23 protein-coding genes are annotated in these 23,531 nt (G+C 67.3%); 15 read left to right on the forward strand and 8 right to left on the reverse strand.

The features are described from left to right. Position 1 precedes the first annotated feature (1 nt). From I6H87_RS23710 to I6H87_RS23720, 3 genes are all read left to right on the forward strand, one after another. Positions 2-1,453: an NAD-dependent succinate-semialdehyde dehydrogenase gene (locus I6H87_RS23710; protein WP_010809703.1), complete on the forward strand. Its 1,452-nt coding sequence runs from the start codon at positions 2-4 to the stop codon at positions 1,451-1,453. Between the two features lie 273 nt (positions 1,454-1,726). Then, on the forward strand, positions 1,727-2,704 hold the full coding sequence (locus tag I6H87_RS23715) for a Bug family tripartite tricarboxylate transporter substrate binding protein (RefSeq protein ID WP_010809704.1): 978 nt from the start codon (positions 1,727-1,729) through the stop codon (positions 2,702-2,704). A gap of 65 nt (positions 2,705-2,769) precedes the next feature. After that, complete coding sequence (locus I6H87_RS23720; RefSeq protein ID WP_011616933.1) at positions 2,770-4,359, forward strand: gamma-glutamyltransferase family protein; 1,590 nt, start codon at positions 2,770-2,772, stop codon at positions 4,357-4,359. Between the two features lie 17 nt (positions 4,360-4,376). Here I6H87_RS23720 and I6H87_RS23725 read toward each other — a convergent pair whose 3' ends face one another. Beyond that, positions 4,377-4,970 (reverse strand): hypothetical protein, encoded by a 594-nt coding sequence (locus tag I6H87_RS23725; RefSeq protein ID WP_041688048.1) that lies wholly within the window; start codon positions 4,968-4,970, stop codon positions 4,377-4,379. 146 nt (positions 4,971-5,116) lie between these two features. On the opposite strand from I6H87_RS23725, the gene I6H87_RS23730 reads away from it, so the two are divergent. The 6 genes from I6H87_RS23730 to I6H87_RS23755 are packed head-to-tail and all read left to right on the forward strand — an operon-like array spanning position 5,117 to position 11,588. Beyond that, on the forward strand, positions 5,117-6,367 hold the full coding sequence (locus I6H87_RS23730; RefSeq protein WP_011616935.1) for a CaiB/BaiF CoA transferase family protein: 1,251 nt from the start codon (positions 5,117-5,119) through the stop codon (positions 6,365-6,367). A gap of 2 nt (positions 6,368-6,369) precedes the next feature. Beyond that, complete coding sequence (locus I6H87_RS23735; protein WP_011616936.1) at positions 6,370-7,137, forward strand: enoyl-CoA hydratase/isomerase family protein; 768 nt, start codon at positions 6,370-6,372, stop codon at positions 7,135-7,137. Positions 7,138-7,160: 23 nt separating this feature from the next. Continuing rightward, complete coding sequence (locus I6H87_RS23740; protein ID WP_011616937.1) at positions 7,161-8,942, forward strand: acyclic terpene utilization AtuA family protein; 1,782 nt, start codon at positions 7,161-7,163, stop codon at positions 8,940-8,942. Next, a complete protein-coding gene (locus tag I6H87_RS23745; RefSeq protein WP_011616938.1) occupies positions 8,939-9,766 on the forward strand; it encodes a GntR family transcriptional regulator in 828 nt (275 codons plus the stop codon). Before I6H87_RS23740 ends, I6H87_RS23745 begins: the two co-directional genes overlap by 4 nt. Positions 9,767-9,780: 14 nt before the next feature. Then, positions 9,781-10,542: a cupin domain-containing protein gene (locus tag I6H87_RS23750; protein WP_011616939.1), complete on the forward strand. Its 762-nt coding sequence runs from the start codon at positions 9,781-9,783 to the stop codon at positions 10,540-10,542. A gap of 59 nt (positions 10,543-10,601) precedes the next feature. Next, positions 10,602-11,588 carry a Bug family tripartite tricarboxylate transporter substrate binding protein gene (locus tag I6H87_RS23755; RefSeq protein WP_011616940.1) on the forward strand — a complete coding sequence of 329 codons (987 nt, stop codon included), beginning with the start codon at positions 10,602-10,604 and terminating at the stop codon, positions 11,586-11,588. A gap of 47 nt (positions 11,589-11,635) precedes the next feature. On the opposite strand, the gene I6H87_RS23760 is transcribed toward I6H87_RS23755, so the two are convergent. Continuing rightward, positions 11,636-12,883, reverse strand: coding sequence for an MFS transporter (locus tag I6H87_RS23760; protein ID WP_011616941.1), 1,248 nt, complete (start codon positions 12,881-12,883; stop codon positions 11,636-11,638). Positions 12,884-12,986: 103 nt separating this feature from the next. Between I6H87_RS23760 and I6H87_RS23765 the strand changes: the two genes are divergently transcribed. After that, entirely contained in the window at positions 12,987-13,433 is a 447-nt protein-coding gene (locus I6H87_RS23765) for a winged helix-turn-helix transcriptional regulator (RefSeq protein ID WP_010809714.1), read from the forward strand. 66 nt (positions 13,434-13,499) lie between these two features. On the opposite strand, the gene uraH (I6H87_RS23770) is transcribed toward I6H87_RS23765, so the two are convergent. Genes uraH (I6H87_RS23770) through I6H87_RS23780 form a run of 3 tightly spaced genes read right to left on the reverse strand, consistent with a single transcriptional unit; the run spans position 13,500 to position 15,724 of the window. Continuing rightward, positions 13,500-13,835: a hydroxyisourate hydrolase gene (gene uraH, locus I6H87_RS23770; RefSeq protein WP_011616942.1), complete on the reverse strand. Its 336-nt coding sequence runs from the start codon at positions 13,833-13,835 to the stop codon at positions 13,500-13,502. A 31-nt stretch (positions 13,836-13,866) separates the two neighbouring features. Continuing rightward, the gene (gene uraH / locus I6H87_RS23775; protein ID WP_011616943.1) at positions 13,867-14,376 is read right to left on the reverse strand and encodes a hydroxyisourate hydrolase; all 510 of its coding nucleotides are present in this window, start codon (positions 14,374-14,376) and stop codon (positions 13,867-13,869) included. 1 nt (position 14,377) lies between these two features. Continuing rightward, a complete protein-coding gene (locus I6H87_RS23780; protein ID WP_011616944.1) occupies positions 14,378-15,724 on the reverse strand; it encodes an MFS transporter in 1,347 nt (448 codons plus the stop codon). A gap of 390 nt (positions 15,725-16,114) precedes the next feature. Between I6H87_RS23780 and I6H87_RS23785 the strand changes: the two genes are divergently transcribed. Further along, positions 16,115-17,059, forward strand: a complete 945-nt coding sequence (locus I6H87_RS23785; RefSeq protein WP_011616945.1) for a LysR family transcriptional regulator — start codon at positions 16,115-16,117, stop codon at positions 17,057-17,059. A gap of 124 nt (positions 17,060-17,183) precedes the next feature. Further along, positions 17,184-17,702, forward strand: a complete 519-nt coding sequence (uraD, locus tag I6H87_RS23790; protein WP_010809719.1) for a 2-oxo-4-hydroxy-4-carboxy-5-ureidoimidazoline decarboxylase — start codon at positions 17,184-17,186, stop codon at positions 17,700-17,702. A gap of 9 nt (positions 17,703-17,711) precedes the next feature. On the opposite strand, the gene I6H87_RS23795 is transcribed toward uraD, so the two are convergent. Both I6H87_RS23795 and I6H87_RS23800 read right to left on the reverse strand, forming a co-directional pair. Beyond that, on the reverse strand, positions 17,712-18,377 hold the full coding sequence (locus I6H87_RS23795; RefSeq protein ID WP_010809720.1) for a hypothetical protein: 666 nt from the start codon (positions 18,375-18,377) through the stop codon (positions 17,712-17,714). Next, positions 18,374-19,780: a selenium-binding protein SBP56-related protein gene (locus tag I6H87_RS23800; protein WP_011616947.1), complete on the reverse strand. Its 1,407-nt coding sequence runs from the start codon at positions 19,778-19,780 to the stop codon at positions 18,374-18,376. The genes I6H87_RS23795 and I6H87_RS23800 overlap by 4 nt, the downstream gene beginning before the upstream one ends. A 309-nt stretch (positions 19,781-20,089) precedes the next feature. On the opposite strand from I6H87_RS23800, the gene I6H87_RS23805 reads away from it, so the two are divergent. Further along, positions 20,090-20,509 carry a PaaI family thioesterase gene (locus I6H87_RS23805; protein WP_011616948.1) on the forward strand — a complete coding sequence of 140 codons (420 nt, stop codon included), beginning with the start codon at positions 20,090-20,092 and terminating at the stop codon, positions 20,507-20,509. 10 nt (positions 20,510-20,519) lie between these two features. On the opposite strand, the gene I6H87_RS23810 is transcribed toward I6H87_RS23805, so the two are convergent. Continuing rightward, the gene (locus I6H87_RS23810) at positions 20,520-21,518 is read right to left on the reverse strand and encodes an AraC family transcriptional regulator (protein ID WP_041688052.1); all 999 of its coding nucleotides are present in this window, start codon (positions 21,516-21,518) and stop codon (positions 20,520-20,522) included. 161 nt (positions 21,519-21,679) lie between these two features. On the opposite strand from I6H87_RS23810, the gene I6H87_RS23815 reads away from it, so the two are divergent. Next, on the forward strand, positions 21,680-22,660 hold the full coding sequence (locus I6H87_RS23815) for a quinone oxidoreductase family protein (RefSeq protein WP_010809724.1): 981 nt from the start codon (positions 21,680-21,682) through the stop codon (positions 22,658-22,660). 12 nt (positions 22,661-22,672) lie between these two features. After that, positions 22,673-23,515 carry a TauD/TfdA dioxygenase family protein gene (locus I6H87_RS23820; RefSeq protein WP_010809725.1) on the forward strand — a complete coding sequence of 281 codons (843 nt, stop codon included), beginning with the start codon at positions 22,673-22,675 and terminating at the stop codon, positions 23,513-23,515. Positions 23,516-23,531: the final 16 nt, after the last annotated feature.

The following is a 23,531-nucleotide window of genomic DNA, read 5'->3' on the forward strand; positions in this document are numbered from 1 at the left end:
CATGGAACTCCAACATACCGCGCTGTTGCGCAGCCATTGCCTGATCGACGGGGAATGGACCGGGGCGCAAAGCGGCGCAGAGCTCGCCGTCTGCAACCCGGCAACCGGTGAACGGATCGGCTCGGTGCCCCTGGCCGGCGCGGCTGAAGCCGAACAGGCGGTGCGCGCCGCCGAGCGCGCGCTGCCGGCGTGGCGCGCACAGACGGGCAAGGCGCGTGCCGCCGTGCTGCGCCGCTGGGCCGATCTGATGCTGGCGCACCAGGAAGACCTGGCCCGGCTGATGACCGCAGAGCAAGGCAAGCCCCTGCCCGAGGCGCGTGGCGAGGTGGCCTATGCCGCGAGCTTTCTCGAGTGGTTTGGCGAGGAAGCCAAGCGGGTCGATGGCGAGGTGCTGGCCAGCCCGCGCAGCAGCCAGAAGATGCTGGTGCTGCGCGAACCGGTGGGCGTGTGCGCGGCCATTACGCCGTGGAACTTCCCCGCGGCGATGATCACGCGCAAGGTCGGCCCGGCGCTCGCCGCCGGCTGCACCATCATCGTCAAGCCGGCCGAACAGACGCCGCTCACGGCGCTGGCGCTGGCAGTGCTGGGCGAACAGGCCGGCGTGCCGCGTGGCGTGCTGCAGGTGGTGACCGGCGACGCCGTGCAGATCGGCGGCGTGCTGTGCGCCAGCCCGGTGGTGCGCAAGCTCAGCTTTACCGGCTCGACCGCGATCGGCAAGCTGCTGATGGCGCAGTGCGCAGGCACCGTGAAGAAGCTCTCGCTGGAACTGGGTGGCAATGCGCCGCTGATCATCTTCGATGACGCGGACCTGGATCGCGCGGTCGAGGGCATCCTTGCCTCCAAGTTCCGCAACAGCGGCCAGACCTGTGTCTGCGCCAACCGCATCTATGTGCACGACCGCGTCTACGACGAGGTCGCGCGCCGGCTGGTCAGCGCGGTCGAGCAGTTGCGGCCGGGCCATGGCGTCGACAGCGGGGTCACGCAAGGCCCGCTCATCGACGCCGACGCGGTGGCCAAGGTCGAAGCGCATATCGCCGACGCGCTCGCGCAAGGCGCCACGGTGCTGACGGGCGGCCAGCGCCATGCGCTGGGCGGCACCTTCTTCGCGCCCACGGTGCTGGCCAATGCGACTGCGTCGATGCGGGTCGCGCGCGAGGAGACCTTCGGCCCGCTGGCACCGCTGTTCCGCTTCACCAGCGAAGCAGAAGTGGTGGCGATGGCCAACGATACCGAATCCGGGTTGGCCGCTTACTTCTTCTCGCGCGACATGGCGAAGATCTGGCGCGTGGCGCAGGGGCTCGAGTACGGCATGGTCGGCATCAATACCGGGCTGATCTCCAATGAGGTGGCGCCGTTCGGCGGCGTCAAGCAATCGGGGCTGGGCCGGGAAGGCTCACGCCATGGCATCGACGAGTATCTGGAGACGAAGTACCTCTGCATGGAAGTCGAATAACAACAATGGGGTGAGGAACACCCCACCACCAGGGCGGGGCACGGCGCACCCACGCAGTGCGCTGGCCCCACGGAGACAAGACAGTCCGGCGAATGCCGGTGCCAGGTGGGCGACTCCGGTGCAAGACCTGCGCAAACTTCCAGGAAACGGAAGGGGGCGGACAGGACGCGCGCCGCGATCGGCCCAACGCCAATGGCACGCATATTGCGGACTGGGAAGTGCCATCCGTTGCTGTCAGCGGATGCCATTTCTTCTATCGATGAGGGTACAAAGATGCGTTCCACTGCTATCCGCAGCCTGCTTGCAGTCGCCATGCTGGCGGCCTCTTCACTGGCACTTGCGCAAGGCGCCCGCGACTGGCCCAGCCAGCCGGTGCGTATTGTCGTGCCGTTCCAGGCCGGCTCGGCCACAGACCTGATCTCGCGGCAGATCGGCCTTGGCCTCGGCAAGGAATACGGCCAGACCTTCGTGGTTGAAAACCGCCCGGGCGCCGCCGCGATGATCGGCAGCGAGGCGGCCGCGCGCGCGCCGGCCGATGGCTATACGCTGCTGATGTCCGGGCCGGCGTCGATGGTGACCAACCGGTTCCTGTACAAGAAGCTCAGCTATGACCCGGATGCGTTCGAGAAGGTGGCAGTGGTCGCGGTCACGCCGAATATCCTGTTGTCCAACCCCTCGCTGCCGTTCAAGACGCTGCCCGAGATGGTCGCGTATGCCAAGGCCAATCCGGGCAAGCTGACCTATGCCTCGTTCGGTGCCGGCACCACCTCGCATATCGCCGGCGAGATGCTGAAGGCCGCGGCCGGCATCGATATCGTCCATGTGCCGTACAAGGGCGCCGGCGAAGCGATCCCGGCGCTGCTGTCGGGCCAGGTGTCGATGTATTTCGACACCATCATGACCGGCCTGCCGTATGTGAAGGCCGGCAAGCTGCGCGCGCTCGGCATGTCCACCGCAAAGCGCTCGCCCAACGCGCCGGAGATTCCGACGATTGCCGAGCAGGGTTATGCCGGCTTCGATATCGCGCCGTGGTACGGCATTGTCGCGCCCAAGGGCACGCCGGCCGACGTGGTCAGCAAGCTCAATGTCTCGATCAACAAGCTGCTCAAGGCGCCGGAGTTCCGTGAACGCCTGGCTGCCACCGGCGCCGAGCCGCGCGGCGGCAGCGTCGGCGATTTCAGCGCGATGGTCAGCGCGGAGATCCCGCGCACCGAAAAGCTGGTCAAGCAGTCCGGCGTGACCCTGCAATAAGCCGCGTGCAGCAACCCTGGGGCGCCGCCCGCGCGCCCCTTTACCTGTTCTGAATGGAGTTCCCGATGTTGCCTTTCGACTGGACCTTTCCCTACCCGTCGCAAAAGATGCCGCTGCTGGCCGCCAACGCGGTCAGCACCAGCCAGCCCCTCGCCGCGCAGGCGGGGCTGCGCATGCTGTACGAAGGCGGCAATGCCATCGACAGCGCCATTGCCAGTGCGATTGCGCTGACCGTGGTGGAGCCGGTGATGAACGGCATTGGCGGGGACATGTTCGCGCTGGTCTGGCACGAGGGGCAGCTGTACGGGCTCAACTCCAGCGGCCGGGCGCCGGCGCGTTGGACCCTGGATCATTTCGCCGGGCACGACAGCATGCCCCAGGTGGGCTGGGATACGGTCACCGTGCCGGGCCAGGTCGCGGGCTGGAAGGCGCTGTCGGTCCGCTTCGGCAAGCTGCCGTTCGCGCGGCTGTTCGCGCCGGCCATCGAGTACGCTGAACAGGGCTTCCTGGTGTCGCCGCAGATCGCACGGCAATGGGCCGCACAGGTGCCGGTGCTGGCCGGCCAGCCTGGCTTTGCCAAGGCGTTCCTGCGCGACGGCAGGGCACCGCAGGCGGGCGAGCGCTGGCGCTTCCCGGAGCAGGCCGCCACGCTGCAGCGCATTGCCGAGAGCGATGGCGAGAGCTTCTACACGGGTGAACTCGCCGCGCGCATCGTCGCGTTCGCCGAGGAAACCGGAGGCGCCATCCGTGCCGACGACCTGGCCGCACATCGCGCCGCCTGGGTCCAGCCAATGGCGCAGCAGTTCCGCGGCTACACGCTCCATGAAATTCCCCCGAACGGCCAGGGCATCGCCGCGCTGATCGGCCTTGGCATCCTGGACCGCTTCGACGTGGAAGGCATGGGCTGCGACAGCGCCGGCTTCTATCACGTCAGCATCGAGGCGATGAAGCTGGCCTTCGCCGACCTGCACCGCCACGTGTCGGACCCGTCCACCATGCAGCACGCGCCCGCCGCCTTCCTGGATCCGGCCTATCTTGCCGAGCGCGCGGCGCTGATCGACATGAAACGCGCCGGCACACCTACCGCTGGCATCCCGAAGAGCGGCGGCACCGTCTACCTGTCCAGCGCGGATGCGGCGGGTTCGATGGTGTCGTATATCCAGTCCAACTACCGCGGCTTCGGCTCCGGCGTGGTGGTGCCTGGCACCGGCATCGCGCTGCATAACCGCGGCGCGGGCTTCAACCTCAAGCCCGGCCACGCCAACTGCGTGGCGCCGGGCAAGCAGCCGATGCACACCATCATCCCGGGCTTCGTCACCCGCAATGGCGAGCCGGTGATGTCATTCGGCGTGATGGGTGGCTCGATGCAGGCACAGGGCCACGTCCAGATGATGGCGCGGCTTGCCGCCTTCGGCCAGAATCCGCAGGCCATGAGCGATGCCCCGCGCTTCCGCGTTGAGCACGGGCCGGTGGTCAATGTCGAGGCGCATCTGCCGCCGGATGTGGTCGCCACGCTGCGCGGCATGGGCCATCGCGTTGAAGTGGCGCCGCGCGACAGCCTGGAGTTCGGCTCGGCGCAGCTCATCTACAAGGCGCCGGACGGCTACATCGCGGCCTCGGACTCGCGGCGCGACGGGCAGGCAGTGGGGTTTTAGGGGCGAGCCGCCCGCGGTCACAGCGGCGCCGGCTGAGGCTGGCTGGCAGGCGTGGCCGCGGCGGGCTTCTTGTTGTCAGTGCCGCTATATGAGAAGTACTTCGCCTTCGCGCCCCTGGCCCAGTACGCCACCGTGAAGTGCTTGCTGTCGCGCCCATAGAGCAACTCCAGGCTGCCATTGGCGGCGGACCACTCGGCATAGCCATTCTCCGCCGCGCCTTCGGTCTTGCGCAGGGACGCATAGCGCTCGTCGAGCTTCTTGCGCACCTCATCCAGCGCCGGGCGCTCGAACGTCATCGTGATCAGCGCCACGGTGTCCTGCGCATCGCAGTTCAGGATCACGCGCGTCAGGCCCTGCAGGTGGAAGCGCTCCAGGTGCCTGAGCTCGACGGCGTCGCCACCGGCCCACTCGGACTTGCCGGTCCTGGCGTGATTCTGCGGCGGCGCCAGGCGAGAGCACCTGGCCTTGCCCAGCTCCAGTCCCAGCGGCGCAGCGGTGTTGCCGGCTGCGTCAGGCTGGGCAGGGGGCGCGGCATGGATCGAAACGGATGTCAGCAGGGTGGCGCAGAGCAGGGCGGCCTGCTGCAGGTTCAGGCGGGAAAGTGCTTTCACGGTCTTGAGGGAAGTTGTCAGCCGGGATTCTACGGCTTTCTTGTTTCCTGCCATGCATCTTCACGTCTGCCCGTGGTCCTTGCGTACCCGGTCTGCTTGTCATATAGTCCTATTAATAGAACTATAGAAACAAGGCAGGAGCAAAGATGGAGACACCGACTGGAGCACTCGCTGGCGTCAAGGTCGTGGACATCACGGCGGTGTTCATGGGCCCCTCGGCCACTCAGATGCTCGGCGACCTCGGCGCGGATGTGATCAAGGTGGAGCCGCCCGCGGGCGATAGCACCCGTGGCATCGGGCCCTGCGGCAATGAGAAGATGGGGCCGCTTTTCCTCGGGCTGAACCGCAACAAGCGCAGCATCGTGCTGGACCTGAAGTCGCCGCAGGGGCGCGAGGCGCTGCTGCGCCTGGTGGCGGATGCGGACGTGCTGGCGTACAACGTCCGGCCCCAGGCGATGCAACGGCTCGGGCTGGACTACGAGACGCTGGCGCAGATCAATCCGCGCCTGGTCTATGTCGGCATGTTCGGCTTCTCGCAGCGCGGACGCTATGCCCCGCAAGCGGCGTTCGACGACCTGATCCAGGCCGCCACCGGGCTGCCCCAGGCGGTTGCCATGGGCACCGGCGACATTCCGCGCTATCTTCCGCTGACCATTGCCGACCGTTCCGTCGGACTCTATGCCTTCGGCGTGATCTGCGCCGCGCTCTACGCGCGGGCGACCTCCGGCCGCGGCCAGCGCGTCGATGTGCCGATGTTCGAAACCATGGTGCCTTACGTGATGGGCGACCATCTCTATGGCGAGACCTTCGTGCCAGCCAAGGGCGGATTCGGTTATCCACGCCTGCTGTCTCCCGAGCGCCGGCCTTACCGGACCCGCGACGGCCATGTCTGCTGCCTGATCTATCACGACCATCACTGGCGTGCCTTCCTGAAGGTGATCGGCAAGCCCGGCCTGTACGACACCGACCCGCGCTTCGCCGACATCACTACCCGGACGGCGCACATCACCGAGCTCTACGGCATGGTCAGCGACGAACTGGCCAGGCGGACCACGGAGGAATGGCAAGTGCTGCTGAAGGAGGCGGATATCCCGGTGTTCCCGATGCACACCTTTGAATCGCTGCTCGATGATCCGCACCTGAATGACATCGGCTTCTTCAGCGAATCCGACCACCCGGCGGTGGGCCGCATCCGCGAAATGTCGGTGCCCAGCGAATGGCACGGGACGCCGCCATCGCAGCGCCGCCATGCCCCGGCCCTGGGCGAGCATAGCCGCGAAGTGCTGCGCGAGGCCGGCTACAACGAGGCCGACATCGACAGCCTGATGGCATCCGGCGCATCGCGCGAACCGCGCCAGGCATCGGTGCATACGGCTGGCACGGCAAGCGAGGCCTGAACATGAATGAAGAACTCCTGTGCGAAGTCCGCGGCGCGGTCCTCTGGCTGACCATCAATCGGCCCGAGCGCCGCAACGCGATCAATCCGGCGGTACTGGACGGGTTGCACGCGGGGATCGACCGTGCCAACCACGATGAGGCCATCCGAGCCGTGGTCATCACCGGTGCCGGAGACCAGGCCTTTTGCGCGGGCGCCGACCTGCAGAGCGGCAAGTCCTTTGCGTTCGACTATTCGGAGCCGAGCCAGCGGCTTGCCGACCTGCTGCGCTGCGCGCGGCGCTCCAACGTGCCGCTGATCGCGCGCGTCAATGGCGCCTGCATGGCTGGCGGCATGGGGCTGATGGCCATGTGCGACATGGCGGTGGCCAGCGAGCGGGCTGTGTTCGGCCTGCCCGAGGTCAAGGTGGGGGTGTTCCCGGCGCAGGTGCTGAGCGTGCTGCAGCATCTGGTGCCGCGGCGCGTGCTCAATGAGCTGTGCCTCTGCGGCGAGCCGCTGACCGCGCAGGAAGCGCTGGCGGCAGGGCTGGTCAACCACGTCAGTACGGACCTGGACGGCAAGCTTGACTGGCTGCTGGGCCGGCTGCTCGACAAGGCGCCCGCTGCGATCCGGCGCGGGCTCTATACCCTCAAGCATATCGATGCGATGTCCTTCGAGCAGTCGATGGCGTTCACGGAAAGCCAGATCGGCCTGTTCGCCATGACCGAGGATGCGCGCGAGGGCCAGCTCGCCTTCCGCGAAAAGCGCAAGCCGAACTGGACCGGCAAGTAAGAGAAAGGCAAGGAGACAGGACCATGCATGACAAGACAGTGCGCATCGGCGGCGCTTGCGGATTCTGGGGCGACAGCAGCGTGGGCGCGCCGCAACTGGTGCGCCATGGCGGGATCGACTACCTGGTGTTCGACTACCTTGCGGAGCTGACCATGTCCGTGCTGGCCGCGGCTCGCCTGCGCAAGCCGGAGCTTGGCTACGCCACCGACTTCGTCACGGTGACGATGAAGACCTTGTTGCGGGAGATCGTTGAGTGCAACATCCGCGTGGTCAGCAATGCCGGCGGCATCAATCCGCAGGGCTGCGCGCAGGCGCTGGCGGCGATCGCCGCCGAGCAGGGCATTGCGGTGCGCATCGCCGTGGTCGAGGGCGATGATGTCATGCCGCTGGTGGCATCGCTGCGCGAGGCAGGCATCACCGACATGCAGAAGGGCTTGCCGCTGCCGGACAAGCTGGTCAGCGCCAATGCCTATCTCGGCGCGCTGCCGGTCTGCAAGGCGCTGGACCAGGGCGCGCAGATCGTCATTACCGGCCGCTGCGTGGACAGCGCGGTGACCCTGGGCGTGCTGATGCACGAATTCGGCTGGCAGGCGCACGATTATGACCGGCTGGCGCAGGGCAGCCTGGCCGGCCACATCATCGAGTGCGGCTGCCAGGCGACAGGCGGGCTGCATACCGACTGGGAGCAGGTGCCGGATTGGCCGAACATCGGCTATCCGGTGGTGGAGTGCCGGGCGGACGGCAGCTTCCTGGTGGGCAAGCCACCCGCTACCGGCGGACTGGTCACAACTGCCACGGTGGGCGAGCAGGTGCTGTACGAGATCGGCGACCCTTCGGCCTATCTGTTGCCGGACGTGACCTGCGATTTCACGCAGGTGGCGCTGCGCCAGGCCGGGCCGGACCTGGTCGAGGTGCGCGGCGCCCGTGGGCGTGCGCCGGGCAACTGCTACAAGGTCAGTGCCACCTATATGGAAGGCTTCCGCTGCAATGCCCAGCTGACCATCGTCGGCATTGACGCGGCGGCCAAGGCCGAGCGCACGGCCGAGGCCATCCTGGCCCGCACGCGCAGGCTCTTCGCGGAAAACGGCTGGGGCGACTACACCCGCACCCGGGTCGAAGTGCTGGGAGCCGAATCCTGCTTCGGGCCGCACGCTGCGGCGCGCCATACCCGCGAGGCCATCATGCGGCTTGCGGTCACGCATCCCGAGAAGGCGGCGCTTGAACTATTCGCCCGCGAAATCGCGGCGGCCGGCACGAGCTGGTCGCCCGGCACCACGGGATCGGGCGGCGGACGCGCCAGCCCGTCGCCATCGATCCGGCAATACGCCTTCCTGCTGGACAAGGGTGCGCTGTCGCCGACGGTGGTCATGGATGGCGTGTGGACTGCCGTCTCCATCCCGGCCGGGCACGCAGCGACGGACGCCGCCGCCCCCGCCGCGGCGCAGGCTGCCGCCATCCCTGCCGGTGGCGACAGCATTGAAGTCCCCCTGGTCCGGCTTGCCTACGGGCGCAGCGGCGACAAGGGCGATATCTCCAATATCGGCCTGATTGCGCGCCGGCCGGAATACCTCCCGCTGCTGCGCGCCGAGGTCACGGCGGCGCGCGTGGCCGACTGGCTGGGCCACCTGGTGCTGGGGCCGGTCTCGCGCTATGACCTGCCGGGCTTCGACGCGATGAACTTTGTCTGCGAGTCGGCGCTCGATGGCGGCGGCATGGCATCGCTGCGCAATGACCCGCTAGGCAAGGGGATGGCGCAGATCCTGCTGACGATGCCGGTGCGCGTGCCGCGGAGCCTGCTGTCATGACACGCGCCAGCGCCAAGGTCGCAGCCAATGGCGGCATCGCGCTGGCCGACGATAACGCCGGCGGCGTGACCCGCTACCGGCAACTGGCAAGCGTGCTGCGCCACAAGATCGTCGCCGGCGAGTATCCGGTCGGGTTCCAGCTGCCCACGGTCGAGCACCTGGCGCAGGCGTACGGCCTTGCCAAGGTCACCGTGCGGCAGGCCTTTGCCTTGCTGACCGAGGAAGGGCTGATCAGCAGCCAGCGCGGGCGCGGCACGCACGTCATCATGGTGCCGTCCGGCCCGGGCGAAGGCATGCGCTCGGCCATCAACGATGTCTCGGTTGGCGCCAGCGGCCTCGAGATCCGCATCCTGGAAAAGCGCAAGAACATGGCCCTGCCGCCCGGCCTTGCCACCTGCGGCGCGCCGATGGACCGCTACGTGATGCTGCGCAAGCTGCACGTGCATGACGGGATGCCGTTCTGCCTGATCGAGCTGTATGTGGCCGACGCGGTGTTCGCCAGGTTCCCGCGCGGCGCTGAGAAGCATCACAAGATTGCCCACTTGCTGCGGGAGCAGCTGGGCGACCGGCTTGGCACGATGCGCCAGACCATGACCGTTGAGCCGGCCGACGCCATGCTGGCGCGCGACCTGGACTATGCCTTCGCGGCACCGGTCGCGCGCATTGTCCGTACCACGCTGGATATCGACGGCAACGTGCTCACGGCGGGCCGCTTCTGGTACCGCGGCGACCGCTTCATCCTCGACGTGGAGATGCCCGCGCAGCTTACCGAGCGCTACCCCGAACTGGCCGTGCCGAAAGCTGCTGCCCGGCAAGACGACTAACCAGGAGACAACGCATGACATCGCAATTCGTACGACGCGCCGCCGATGTGCCCGCCTATTCCCCGGCCAACCATACCGGAACCGCCAACCAGCGCGTGATCGGCAGGGAGACGGTCGGCGCGCGGCGCATCGAAGTGCTGTTGGGCACGATTTCTCGCGGCCATGGCGCCTTGCCCCATGCGCATCCGAACCTGGAGCAGGCGTCCTACCTGCTGGCGGGCGAGGGCATCGGCGAGGTCGCCGGCAGGGCGCGCACCCTGCGTGCGGGCGACTGGGGTTTCAATCCGATGGGCGTATTCCACCGCTTCGAGGTCGTCAGCGACGAGCCGGTGCAGGTCATGGTGGTGTACGCCCCACCGTACAGCGAAAACCCGAACGCGGCCGTGGTGGCCAGCGCAGCGGATGATCCCCGCAGCAGCGCGCAGGCGGACAGCCTGCGCGAGGTGCCGATGCATGAGGCGGCCCAAAGCCTGCCTCACTACCATCGCGTCCGTGCCAGACCCGTGATTACGCGCGACACGGTCGGCGCTCGGCATCTGGATATTCGCGCACTGGAGCTCGAAGCCACGGGCGGTGCCGAAGCGCACTCGGTGGCGGCGACTGAGCAGGTGCTGTTCCTGCAGTCGGGTTCGGTCAGCGGCGAGATCAACGACCAGCAGTTCACCGCGACGTCGGGGGACTGGGTCTTTGTGCCGGAGGGCGGCACTTTCAGCTTTGCGGCGCAAGGTGGCCCGTGCGAGGCCATCCTGGTGCGGGCGCACGACGCGGTGCCCTGAATCCGGCCCGCGCAGGGCCCAGACAATGAACAGATGCCAAAGGCACGAGGAGACAGACCATGATTCATCCATGCATGCGTAAAGTGGCCATCGGGCTGCTGTTGCCGCTGGCCGCGGCCACAGCCGCGATGGCGCAGGCCGCGGACGCCAGCCAATATCCGGACAAGCCAGTCCGCGTCATCGTGCCGTTTCCCGCGGGCAGCGGCACCGACAGCAGTGCGCGCTTTGTCGCCGAGCGGATCACCGCGCAGACGGGCAAGCCCGTGGTGGTGGACAACCGTCCGGGCGCCAACGGCTTCATTGCCGCCAAGGCCGTGGCCGGCGCAACCGGCGACGGCTACACCATGCTGGTGACGACCAACACCACGCATGCTGCCAATGCGTCCTTGTTCAAGAAGCTTCCTTATGACCCGATCAAGGATTTCGCCCCGGCATCGCTGATCGCCAAGAGCGGGCTGGTATTGGTGGTGCCGCCCGACAGTCCGGTACGCACGCTGGCAGACCTGACGGCGCTGGCCAAGGCAAGAAATGGGACGCTGACGTTTGCCAGCGGCAGTTCGTCGACCCGCATCGCCAGCGAACTCTACAAGATGCTGGCCGGCGTGCAGGCGCTGCATGTGCCCTACAAAGGGGTGCCGCTGGCCCTGACCGACCTGATGGGGCACCAGATCGATTTCATGATCTCCGATATTTCTCCGGCCATGACGCTGATCCAGGGCGGCAAGCTGCGCGCGGTCGCGGTGACCACTGCGCAGCGCAATCCGGTACTCAAGGATGTCCCCACGATGGCTGAGAGCGGCCTGCCCGGCTATGAGATGGTGGCATGGTCGGCGGCCTTCTTCCCGGCCGGGACGCCGAAGCCCGTGGTGGACCGCATGAGCGAACTGATGCGGAACGGCCTGACCGGGCCGGCTGCCACCGACTACTTTGCCCGCACCGGAGGTCAGCCTGCGCCATCGACGTCCGAGGAACTGGCCGCCTTTGTCCGCAGCGAGACCCTGAAATGGGCCAAGGTGATCAAGGCAGCGGGAATCGAGCCCGAGTGACGTAGGGGGGGGCGTTGATGCGCAGAACGCCTCCTGCAGGCCTGCCCCTACACCTCAGGTGCTTGCGCCGGCATGAAGCGCCGGGTAGCGGCCCAGAACACCAGTGCCAGCAAGCTGACCACGGCGCCCAGCGCGCACACGCCCCGCCAGCCGGCAGCATCATAGACCGCCGTGGTGGCAATCGCGCCCAGCCCGCTGCCCGCCGCGTAGAACAGCATGTACGCGCCGACCAGCCGGCTGTGCGCCGCGGCATCGGTGCGGAAGATCATGCTCTGGTTGGTGACGTGGATGGCCTGGCCGCCCAGGTCGAGCAGCACGATGCCGATGGCCAGCGGCCACAGCGAGGTCTCCAGCCATGACAGCGGCAGCCAGGCCGCCACCAGCAGCACCAGTGCCGCGAGCGTGGTGCGCTGCCCGAAGCCCTGGTCCGCCCAGCGCCCCGCACGCGCAGCCGCCAGGGCGCCCACCGCGCCAACCAGCCCGAAGGCGCCGATGGCCGTATGCGAGAGCCCATAGGGCGGAGCGCTCAGCGGCAATATCAGCGCGCTCCACAAGATGTTGAACGCCGCGAACATCAGCAGCGCGATCGTGCCCCGGATCTGCAAGACCCGGTTGCGGCGCAGCAGCAGGAACATCGATGCGACCAGGCTGGCGTATCGCATGCGCTGGCCGGCGCTGGCCACCACTGGCAGCGTGCGCCATAGCAGCCATGCAAGCACCAGCATCGCCGCTGCGGCGCAGACATAGACGTTGCGCCACCCGGCCACGTCGCTGACGCCGCCGGCCACGACACGCGCCAGCAGCAGTCCGATAAAGACACCGCTCTGCGCGGTGCCGACCACGTGCCCGCGCTCATGCGGTCCTGCAGCCGCGGCCGCATAGGCGACCAATCCCTGGGTCATGGCGGTGCCGAGCAAGCCGGTCAGGAGCATCCCCGCCAGCAGCACCGTAACGGACGGCGCCAGCGCCACGGCAGCCAGCGCGCCGGCCAGGGCAAGCACCTGTGCCAGCATCAGGCGGCGGCGTTGCACCAGGTCGCCCAGCGGCACCAGCAACAGCAGCGCCAGGGCACAGCCAAGCTGGGTGGCGGTGACCACGCCGCCGATGGCCCCGGCGCTGATGGAGAAATCCGCCATCAGCGCATCCAGCAGCGGCTGGGCGTAATAGACATTGGCGACGCTCAGGCCGCTGGCGCAGGCGAACAGCAGCACCGCGCCGCGCGGCAGGTTCGCACACGGTGTCGCAGGGCAAGTCGGAGGCGGTGCCGTCACCGGCGTAGCGGGGGAGGTTTTCATACCAGTCCAAGTGGTTGCAAAACAAAACCAGTTGAAGCGTAAGCGTACTGGTTTTAAAATGCAACTACATTGACGGGCTGCACAGCCCCAAGGCAACCAAGACATGGCCACCCGCAAAGACCCGAGCGATGAAACCTGCCCCGTTGCTCGTACCCTGGAACTGGTCGGCGAGCGCTGGTCGCTGATGATCGTGCGTGATGCCTTCGACGGCATGCGCCGCTTCAGCGACTTCCAGCGCAGCCTGGCGGTCGCGCGCAACATCCTGTCCGACCGCCTGCGCCGGCTGGTGGAAGCCGGCATCCTGACGACGCAGCCGGCTTCCGATGGCAGCGCGTATCACGAGTATGTGCTGACGAAGAAGGGAGAGAGCCTGTTCCCCATCGTATTGGCCTTGCGCCAATGGGGCGAACAACATCTGTTTGCGCGCGGCGAGCGGCGCTCGCTGATGGTGGAGAAGCGGACCGGGAAGCCGGTGCCGCTGATGATACCCCGGACCAGCGACGGTGATGTGCTGTTGCCCGGGGAAACGGAAGTGCGCAAGCCGCGCTAGGAGGGGGCGGCGGCGAGGTCGTCAACAGTCGCCGCGCTTTGCAGCGCGGGCGACCTGCTGCTGCCTTCAGCTGCCCCGATACGTCCCGAAGCTCCACGGCGAGCACAGCAACGGCACATGGTAGTGCTGCGCGGCGTCCGCGATGGTAAAGCGCACCGGCACGATGTCGGCGAACACGTCGGGGGTGCGGAAGTAGTCCGCTACCCAGAAGCGCAATTCGAACTCGCCGGTGCGCGCCTGCGCCGGCGGCAGCATCGGCGTGTCGGTGCGGCCGTCGTGGTTGGTGCGGGTGCGCGCGATCAGCCGCGGGGGCTGGGTGGCAACGTCGAACAGTTCCACCTGCATGCCGGCCACGGGGCGGCCCAGGGATACGTCGAGCACATGTGTGCTGATGCCTGCCATGATGCGTTGGTCTCCGGGTTGGGCCGCGGCGTCAGCTGCCGCGGTAGTAGTTGTAGCTCCACGGCCCGAACAGCACGGGCAGGTGGATGCGCTGGCTGGCGTCGGTGACGCGCAGGCGCAGCGGGATCTTCGACAGGAACGACGGTTGCGGCAGGCTGGCCTTGCGCGCGGCAAAGTACTCGTCCGCGTGCAGGACCAGCTCATAGGTGCCGGTGCGGTAGCTGTCGCCGATCAGCAGCGGCGGTTCGCTGCGGCCGTTGGCGGCCAGCGTGACGGTCTGCAGCGGCGTGCGCTGGCCATTGTCGATGCGGAACATCTCCACGCGCATGCCGGCCGCGGGCGTGCCGTTATAGGTGTCCAGCGCGTGCAGCGTCAGGCGCGGGCTCAGGCCGCCTTGCTGCACCGGTGCAGCGGTCTGGTTGGGGGCCGCCGCATCGGGCGTTGCGCCCCAGCTGGCGCCAGCCAGCAGCGCGCCGCCGCCCAGCGTCATCGATTGCAGCGCGAAGCGCCGGCGGGTGGGATCGAAGCTATGGTTGTCCATGTCAGGCCCCTTGCTTGCCGTGCTTGCCCAGCTTGCGGATGCCGACCAGCACCAGCACCGCGGCCAGCACCTCGATCACCGCCACCAGGTACAGGCCGGAGGTGAGCTTGCCGGTGGTGTTCTTGATCAGCCCCATCACATAAGGCGCGCCAAAGCCGGCCAGGTTGGCCACCGAGTTGATCAGGGCCACGCCCACCGCGGCGGCGCTGCCCGCCAGGTAGCGGTTGGGCAGCTGCCAGAACACGGGGATGGCGCTCATGGTGCCGACCAGCGCGGCAGTCATGGCGAGCAGTGCGATCACCGGCGACAGCACCTGCGCGCCCAGCAGCACGGCCAGCACCGCCATGGCACCGCCACCGACCAGCGCCGAGCCGCTGAAGTGCCAGCGCACTTCATTGCGGCGGTCGGAATGCGCGCCGTTGAGGATCATGCCGGCGGCGCCGCACAGGTAGGCCACGGCCGCGATCCAGCCCACCGCCATTGGCGTGGTGAAGCCCACGTCCTTGATGACGGTCGGGATCCAGAAGGTCAGCGTCGAGTTGGCGCACAGCAGGCAGAAGTAGATCGCGATCAGCAGCCACACCTTGGGGTTGGTGAAGAGCGTGCGCCAGTCGTGGCCGCGCTCGCCCAGGGCGGCGTTGTCGCGCTTGAGGGCGTCCTGCAGCACGCGCTTGTCGTCGTCGGAGAGCCAGCGCGCCTGCTCCGGCTTGTCGGTCATGTAGAACCAGGCAAAGATGCCGGCCAGCACTGACGGGATGCCTTCCAGGATGAACAGCCACTGCCAGCCGTGCATGCCGCTCACGCCAGCCATGCCGGTCATGATCCAGCCGGCCAGCGGCCCGCCCAGCACGCCGGCGATGGCCGACGCGGACATGAAGGTGCCGAAGGCGCGCGCGCGGCGCTGCGACGGATACCAGTAGGTCAGGTACAGGATCACGCCCGGGTAGAAGCCGGCTTCGAACGCGCCCAGCAGGAAGCGCAGGATATAGAACTGCGTGGGCGTGGTGACAAAGCTCTGCAGCATGCAGATCACGCCCCAGCAGATGGTGATGCGCATGATCGTCTTCTTGGCGCCGATCTTCTGCAGCAGCATGTTCGACGGCACCTCGAAGAAGAAGTAGCCAAGGAAGAAGATGCCCGCGCCCAGCCCGTACACGGCCTCGCTGAACTGCAGCGCGTCCAGCATCTGCAGCTTGGCGAAGCCGATGTTGACCCGGTCCAGCCAGGCCAGTACCCACAGCACCCCAAGGAAGGGCAGCAGGCGCCAGGTTACCTTGCGGTAGACGCTGTCCTCGGCGTCGTCGGCGGTGCCGGCGAATACCGGGATGCCTTGTTTCGTGATCGACATGATGTCTCCTGTCTTGTCGTGTTCTGCCAGGTCTTGCTTGGCGGCGGTGCATGCCGTCCGCCGGGTTGGGAGCAAGTATATGAATGGCCCGCCAATGCGAAACGAGGGGGCTGGTATAGGCCCCATAGCAGCACCGATATGGGCTGCAATCCCTTGTGTGGCGCGGGTTTGCGGGTGCTCCGGCCGGGGCCGGGCGGACCTATGGATTACCCTAGGCGGGCCGTTTTCCGGGGTGCGCGCACGCGCATCGGGCAGGCTCGTGCGGGTTGTACCGGTTGCCGTGCGGTGCGCGACACGCTACAAAGTCGCCATTGCCTGGCATGGCGTTGCCGCCCGGAGCGGCGGCGGCCGCACCCGCCAGGCCTCCACTTTTGCTGCCACGGACCCAACATGATTCGCGCCGACGACCCGTTCGATACCTACCTGCTGCGCGTGCTGTGCATCCTGATCGCCGAGCAGAGCGTGTCGCGCACCGCGATCCGCCTGAACCAGTCGCAGCCGGCCATCAGCGCCGCGCTCAAGCGCCTGCGCGCGATCTTCAACGACCCGCTGCTCACGCGCGAGAAGAACGTGATGGTGCCGACCGAGCGCGCGCTGCAGCTGGCGCGCAATGCCCAGGCCGCGCTCAGCGCGCTGGACAACCTGCTGGTCTCGGACGAGCGCTTCGATCCCGCCACCACCGAGCAGAGCTTCGTGGTGGCCATGCCTGATTACCTGGCGCCGCCGTTCTTCGCGCACGTGGTGCGCGCGGTGCGGCGTGCGGCGCCGCACGCGCGGCTGTCGGCGCTGCCGCTGGGGGCCACCTTCGATTACGAGCAGGCGCTGTCGGCGGGTACGGTCGACATCGTGATCGGCAACTGGCCCAACCCGCCTGAGCACCTGCATCTGTCGGTGCTGCTGGAAGACGAGGTGGTGTGCGTGGTGGCGCAGGACAGCGTGCATGCGCAGCCCGGCAAGTTTACGGCCCAGGCCTACCTGGGCGCCTCGCATATCGTGCCCACGCCATATTCGCGCGACCAGCGCGGCCTGGTCGATGCCGGCCTGAGCACCATGCGCGTGCACCGGGACAACCGCGTCAGCTGTCCCTACTTCAACCTGGCGCCCAGCCTGATCCCGGGCACCGACCTGATCCTGACCACCGCGCGCCATTTCGCCAACTACCATGCGCAGCATGTGCCGCTTGCGGTGCTGGAGCCGCCGATCGAGTTCCCGTTCATGCGCTTCTACCAGCTGTGGCACCCGTCGCGCCACCGCTCGGCCGCGCACGTCTGGCTGCGCGGCATGCTGACCGCCGCCTCGCAGGAGCTGCGCGACCTGCGCGATATGCGCCGCTAGCGGTATCGGTTTCTGTTATGGGATCTATAGGGCGCGGGCTCTCGCCGCTGCGGCGGGCCGTTCCTATACTCGGCCCCGTATCCAATGATTCCCCATGCGCGGGATCCCTACGGGAGAAGCATCCATGTCTCAACCACTCGACCTGGCGTCGGTCAACGCCCTGGACGAAGCGGCCTTTGCCGATGCCTTCGGCAGCGTGTTCGAACACTTTCCGCAGGCTGCCGAGGGCGCCTGGGCGCAGCGGCCGTTCGCATCGGCAACGGCGCTGCATGGCGCCATGATGGACGTGGTGCGCAAGCTTGACGAACCGCGCCAGCGCGATTTCCTGAACCTGCACCCGCAGCTGTCGGCACGCAATATCCGCGCGGGCACGATGACCGCCGATTCCAACGCCGAGCAGAAGAGCGCCGGCCTGGACGCGATGTCGGCGCAGCAAGAGGCCGCGCTGGACCAGCTTAACGCGGACTACCAGGCGCGCCATGGCTTCCCGTTCATCATCTGCGTGCGCCACTACACCCGCGAAGGCATCTTCGCCGCGTTCGAACGCCGGCTTGGCCGCAGCACGCAGCAGGAGCTTGATGAAGCGCTGGCACAGATCGCCGCGATCACGCGAGGGCGGCTGGCGGCGCGGCTGGCCGGTTGAGTCCAGCGCCTATCCAAAGGCCTCAAGCGCCAGCGCCAGCATCCCCACCAGGATGAGGCTGGCGGCCCAGACCGCCTCCAGGTTGAACCAGCTCCGCGATACGAACTTCAGTCCCAGGTAGCGGTAGACCAGCCACGCCATGGCGCCGCCCACGGCGAACATGGCCAGGGTGTGGATGACGGAAACCAGCAGCGCCATGCCCAGGTTGGCGCTGGCGAGCGTGGCGGCGGCCTGGTGCCCCAGGTCCGTCTCGGCACGGCAGAGGCCAAGATAGATCGGCACCAGCATCAGGCCGGCGCCATGCGCGATCGCCACCGCGAACGACCATAGCGCCAGCCGCGATGGCGCGATGCGCACCAGTGCGCGCGGGTGGCCTCGCCTGAGCAGCAGCACGATGCCGCAGCCGATCAGCAGCACGCTGGCGCCGATGCGGATCTGCGCTTGCCAGGCGACCAGGGCCGCCAGCATGCCGAAAGGCAGCGTCACCGCCAATACCGCAAGCGCATGCCCGAAAGCCAGGTACCCGAGCGCGGCAAGGAGGGCGCGGCTGCTATGCGCCAGCAAGCCGTTCGATACCGCCAGCGGCCAGCCCATGGCCGGGTTGATGCCGTGATAGAGGCCGCTGGCCAGCACTGCCGACCAGAGACCGATCTGTTCCCAGGCGTGACCGGTCAAGCCTTGACCGAGGGATAGCAAAACGAGTCGGTCGAGCAGTCGCCGCCTTCCAGCCGGATCTGGTGCGCGCGGTAGCCTTCCGGAAACTCGACCCAGTAGTCATCGGCCAGCGTCAGCCCGCCGTCCGGGCCGGCATGCGCCATGACTTGCGTGCCGGGGATGCCGTCTGGGTAGAACTGGTTGTCCCAGGTGGAGTAGAGCGAGTTGGTCCAGTAGACGCGCTTGCCGTCGCGGCTGATCTCGACCATCTGCGGGCCGCCGGCGAATGGCTTGCCGTTGGGATGCGGCGTGCGCCGGACGATGCCGCCGATATGGACCGACCCAGAAAGCCTGGGCTTGCGCGGATCGGTCACGTCGTACTGCCGCATTTCGCCGGTGCCCCAGCAGGACACGTAGAGGAACTTGTCGTCGAGGGACAGATCGATATCGGTCACCAGCGGCGGCACGGCACCGAAGCCCTGCAGCAGCGGCGGCAGCAGGCTTGCATCGGCGGCTTCGGGGGGGATGGTTGCGGTCTTCTCGGCGTGGAACTTGCCGTCTTCGCGCCACCAGGTCCAGATCGAGCCCTCCAGGTTGGTGGTATCGACCACCACGCCAACAAAGCCGTATTCCCGGATCGGATCATGCGCAGGCCTGACTTCCAGCGCCATCTGGTGGTTGGCGCCCAGGTCGATGGTCTGCACGTTGCGGCGCGCCCGCAGGTCCCAGAAATGCAGCTTGTGCCCGTAGCGGTTGCCCAGCAGGTCCTCGGGCACCAGACCGTTCTCGAACTGCGGCGGCAGGGCCCATTCGCTCGACACCATGTAGTCGCGCGGCAGGTTCCACCAGAAGTCGTAGTGCTTCTCCTGTTCGCCGCGGTCGATTTCCCAGCGGCCGAGCACGTCGAAGGTCTCGCAGTCCATGATGAAGATGCCGGGCGCGCCGTCCGTGCCATCCGGGCCACCGCCCCCGAGCGTGCTGACGTAGATGCCCTCCGGCCCGCAGTGCACGGTATGGGGCCTGGAGTAGCCGGTCTTGCGGAAGATCTCGTCCGGCTCAACGATCTTGTGGATCCGTGCCTGGGTCGGGTGCGGCTTGGTGTCGATGATATACAGGCGCGAAGAGCGCATGCCCGGAATGATCAGGTAGCGCCGTTCGAGAAACGCGTGGCCGGTCAGCGGCGACAACGACGACGAGCACGCATTCCAGCCGAAATGGTGCAACTCGTCGCCCTTGTTGGTCATCGGCACGGTATGCACCACCTGGCTGTAGGTGGGCGAGCCGGGTTTGGCGTCGATCACCGCGAGCGCGTCTGGCTGCGAGGCGTCGGGGCTTAGCAGCACCGTATAAGCAAATGATTCCGCTGGTGCGCTGATCGCGAGTTCCGGCGAGGCGTGAAATGTCGGATCTGGCCGCATGTTCATGGGGAGCCCTCCTGGTTTTGCAGGACGTCGCAACGTCGCCGGTACATCACTTGCCCTTGGCGCGTGGCCAAGGTGCAGGGTAAGCCTACTTAGCCTAGGTCGTTCTCAATACCGAGTCAAAGGCGGCGCAGGCGCGGCAAGTGAATAACCCCCAGGGGGGGGCTTATTCATGCTGGCAAAAGATTCGCTTCGTGAAATAGAGATTTACGAAAAGCCATAAATCAAGCAGAAACGGGGTTCCGGGCCAGCGCGCGCAACGCGCGCCACACCGGTATCAGCGAAACGATCAGCGAAATGGAAACCCAAGCAATGGATGCGGTGAAACCTCAAGGTGAGGGCGATGATGAGTTCTGCCTGGACAATCCGGCACTGGAGAGCATCGGTGTCAGGATCACCCGGTGGCGCGACGACTATGTGGAACTTGAGCTCCCGCTCGCGCCCAATATGCTCAACCGCAGCCGGGTGGTGCATGGCGGCACCATCTGCACCTTGCTCGACGCCGCCACTGGCTATTCGGGCCTTTACTCGGCGCCGGGCGAGGCCGCGCGCCATGCGGTCACGCTGTCGCTGACCTCGAACTTCCTGAGCAACGGCACGGGCAAGCTGCTGACCGCAAAGGGCATGGTCGACCGGCGCGGGCGCTCGATCTTCTTCTCGCGCGCAGAGGTGTGGCTGGATGGGGAGCTGCTGGTGGCAACCGGCGTCGCCACGATGAAGTACCTGAAGTAGGCAGCCCGTCTCAGGCGCCGTCCTGGCGCCAGCGTGTCGGCGACTTGCCGAACTGTGCCGCGAACCAGCGCGAGAATGCGCTGGGTTCCGAGAACCCCAGCAGCGTGGCGACCCGGGCCAGCGGCCGCTGCGGATCCTGCAGGTAGCGTTGCGCAAGCTCGCGGCGCACCTCATTGACCAGTGCGGAGAAGGTGTCTCCATCCTGCTCCAGCTGGCGCTGCAGCGTGCGCGGACTGATGCCAAGGCTTTGCGCGACCTGTTCCACCGCGCCGCGCCCGCGCGGCAACAGCTGGTGCAGGGTGCGCCGGACCTCGGCAGCGATCGAAGGCTTGCCGGCCCCCGCCTGCAGGTCGAGGAAGCCCCTGGCATACCCGGCCAGGCTGGCATCGGCCAGCGGGTTGATGCGATCCAGGTCGCCGCTGGCGAGCACCAGCCCGTCGAACTCCGAACCGAACTCAATGTGTTGCCCGAACAGGCGCCTGTGGATTTGCAGGTCGGCAGGCGCCGCATGGGCGAAGTGCACGCTGTGCGGCTTCCAGGACGCGCCCAGGATGGCGCGGATCAGGCTGTACAAGGCGGCAACGGTCAGTTCCATGGCCTGCCTGCCGGGCTGGTGCCGGCCGGTCTGCAACGTCACATGCAGCACCGTGATCTCGGGGTACTCCGTGACCAGGATGGAGATGGAGTCGCTGAGCCAGTGGCGGTAGCGCTCGATCTCCGCCAGCGCGTGGCGCAGCGTGGGCTGGTGCTGCAGCAGCAGGCTGACCGGGCCGAAGTCTGACAGGCGCCACGATTCCCCCACCATCAGGCCAAGCGAATGGCAGGCGGTGACCCGGGCCGAGGCCTCCAGCACTTCGGCCAGGCGCGCTTCCGGGATGCGCAGGTCCGGGGTGTACAGGCAGGCCTGGTCCAGGCCGGCCTGGGCCACCATGCGCACCGGATCCAGGCCCGCGCCCCGGGCAATCTCCAGGTATTTGGTCAGGGAAGCGCTGCGAACAAGGACGGTCATAAGGCTGCCGCGAGAGTGGGTGGGGGCGTCGGTCGTGTCCGTCATCAAATGTCAAATCCTGGCGCGATCGGTCAAGGGTGCCGCGCCATGGCTGTCTGACAATCGTTACCGTCGCGCCAATGATAGCGGCGCGGGCAGGACACGACAATCAGGAGACAGCCTTGGCAAAAGCCATTCGCATGTACGAGACCGGAGGGCCCGAAGTCCTCCGCTATGAGGACGCCGAGGTAGGCGACCCGGGCCCGGGCGAGGTACGGATCCGCCACGCCGCCGTCGGGCTGAACTATGCCGACACCTACTTCCGCAACGGCACCTACCCGGTGCCGCTGCCCGGCGGCATGGGCGTGGAGGCAGCCGGCGTGGTGCAGGCGGTGGGGCCGGGCGTGACCCATGTCGCGGAGGGCGATCGCGTCACATACACCGGCTTCATCAACACCCTGGGTGCGTACAGCACCGAGCGCCTGGTGCCCGCCGCACCGCTGATCCGCCTGCCGGAAGCGATCAGCTTCGAGACCGCGGCGGCGATGACCATGCGCGGCCTGACCTCCGCCTACCTGATGCGCCGCATCTACCCGTTCCAGGGTGGCGAAGCCATCCTGCTGCACGCGGCTGCCGGCGGCGTGGGACTGATCGTCTCGCAATGGGCCAGGCTGCTCGGCCTGACCGTGATCGGCACCGTCTCGACCGAGGCCAAGGCAGAGGTGGCGCGCGCCCATGGCTGCGACCACATCATCAACTACAGCCATGAGGACGTGGCAAAGCGGGTGCGGGAGCTGACCGATGGCGCGGGCGTGTCCGTGGTCTTCGACAGCGTGGGCAAGAGCACCTTCATGGCCTCGCTGGACTCGCTGAAGCGGCGCGGGTTGATGGTCTGCGTCGGCACGGCCTCCGGCACCATCCCGCCGTTTGATCCGCAGCTGCTGGCGAGGAAGGGTTCGGTCTACCTGACTCGTCCGGCGCTGGCCGACTACATTGCGGACCCCGCCGAAAAGGCCGAACTGGCTGCCGAGGTGTTCGGCCACGTTGCCGCTGGCCGTATCCGCATCGAAATCAACCAGCGCTATGCGCTGCAGGATGCCGTGCAGGCCCACCGCGACCTGGAATCACGCAAGACCACCGGGTCTTCGATCTTTGTGCTGTAAAGGAGCGTCCCCATGCGAGCCCAACCGCTTACCTGCAATATCGGCGCCGAAGTCAGCGGCGTCAGCCTGGCCGATGCCGCGCGCGACGACGCGCTGTTTGCCGAGATCAAGTCCCTGCTGCTCACGCACAAGGTGCTGTTCCTGCGCGACCAGGAAATCTCCCGCGCGGACCACGTGGCGTTCGCGCGCCGCTTCGGCGAACTGGAAGACCATCCCGTCGCCGGCAGCGATCCCGATCATCCAGGGCTGGTCCAGATCTATCGCAGCGACAAGCGCGAGAACTACGAGAACAGCTACCACACCGATGGCAGCTGGCGCGAAACCCCGCCCATGGGCTGCGTGCTGCGCTGCATCGAATGCCCGCCGGTCGGCGGCGACACCATCTGGGTCAACATGGCGGCGGCCTACGAGCACCTGCCCGAGGAAATCAAGCAGCGCATCGCCGGCCTGCGCGCCAAGCACAGCATCGAGCATTCGTTCGGCGCGGCGATGAGCCCGGAAAAGCGCGCCAGCCTTGCCGCGCAGTACCCCATGGTCGAGCACCCGGTGGTGCGCACGCATCCGGAAACCGGCGAGAAGGCGCTCTACGTCTGCGGCTTCTCCACGCATTTCGCCAACTTCCATACGCCCGAGAACGTGCGCTACGGACAGGACAAGACCCCGGGCGCCAGCCATCTGCTGAACTACCTGATCAGCCAGGCGGCGATTCCCGAATACCAGGTGCGTTTCCGCTGGCAGCCCAACAGTGTGGCCATCTGGGACAACCGCTGCACCCAGCACTACGCGGTGCAGGACTACTGGCCGGCGCCGCGCAAGATGGAGCGCGCCGCCATCATCGGCGACAAGCCGTTCTGAGGCGCACCAGCCGCCG

Origin of the sequence: Cupriavidus necator (genome assembly GCF_016127575.1) — a bacterium.
GTDB classification, from domain to species: domain Bacteria; phylum Pseudomonadota; class Gammaproteobacteria; order Burkholderiales; family Burkholderiaceae; genus Cupriavidus; species Cupriavidus necator_D.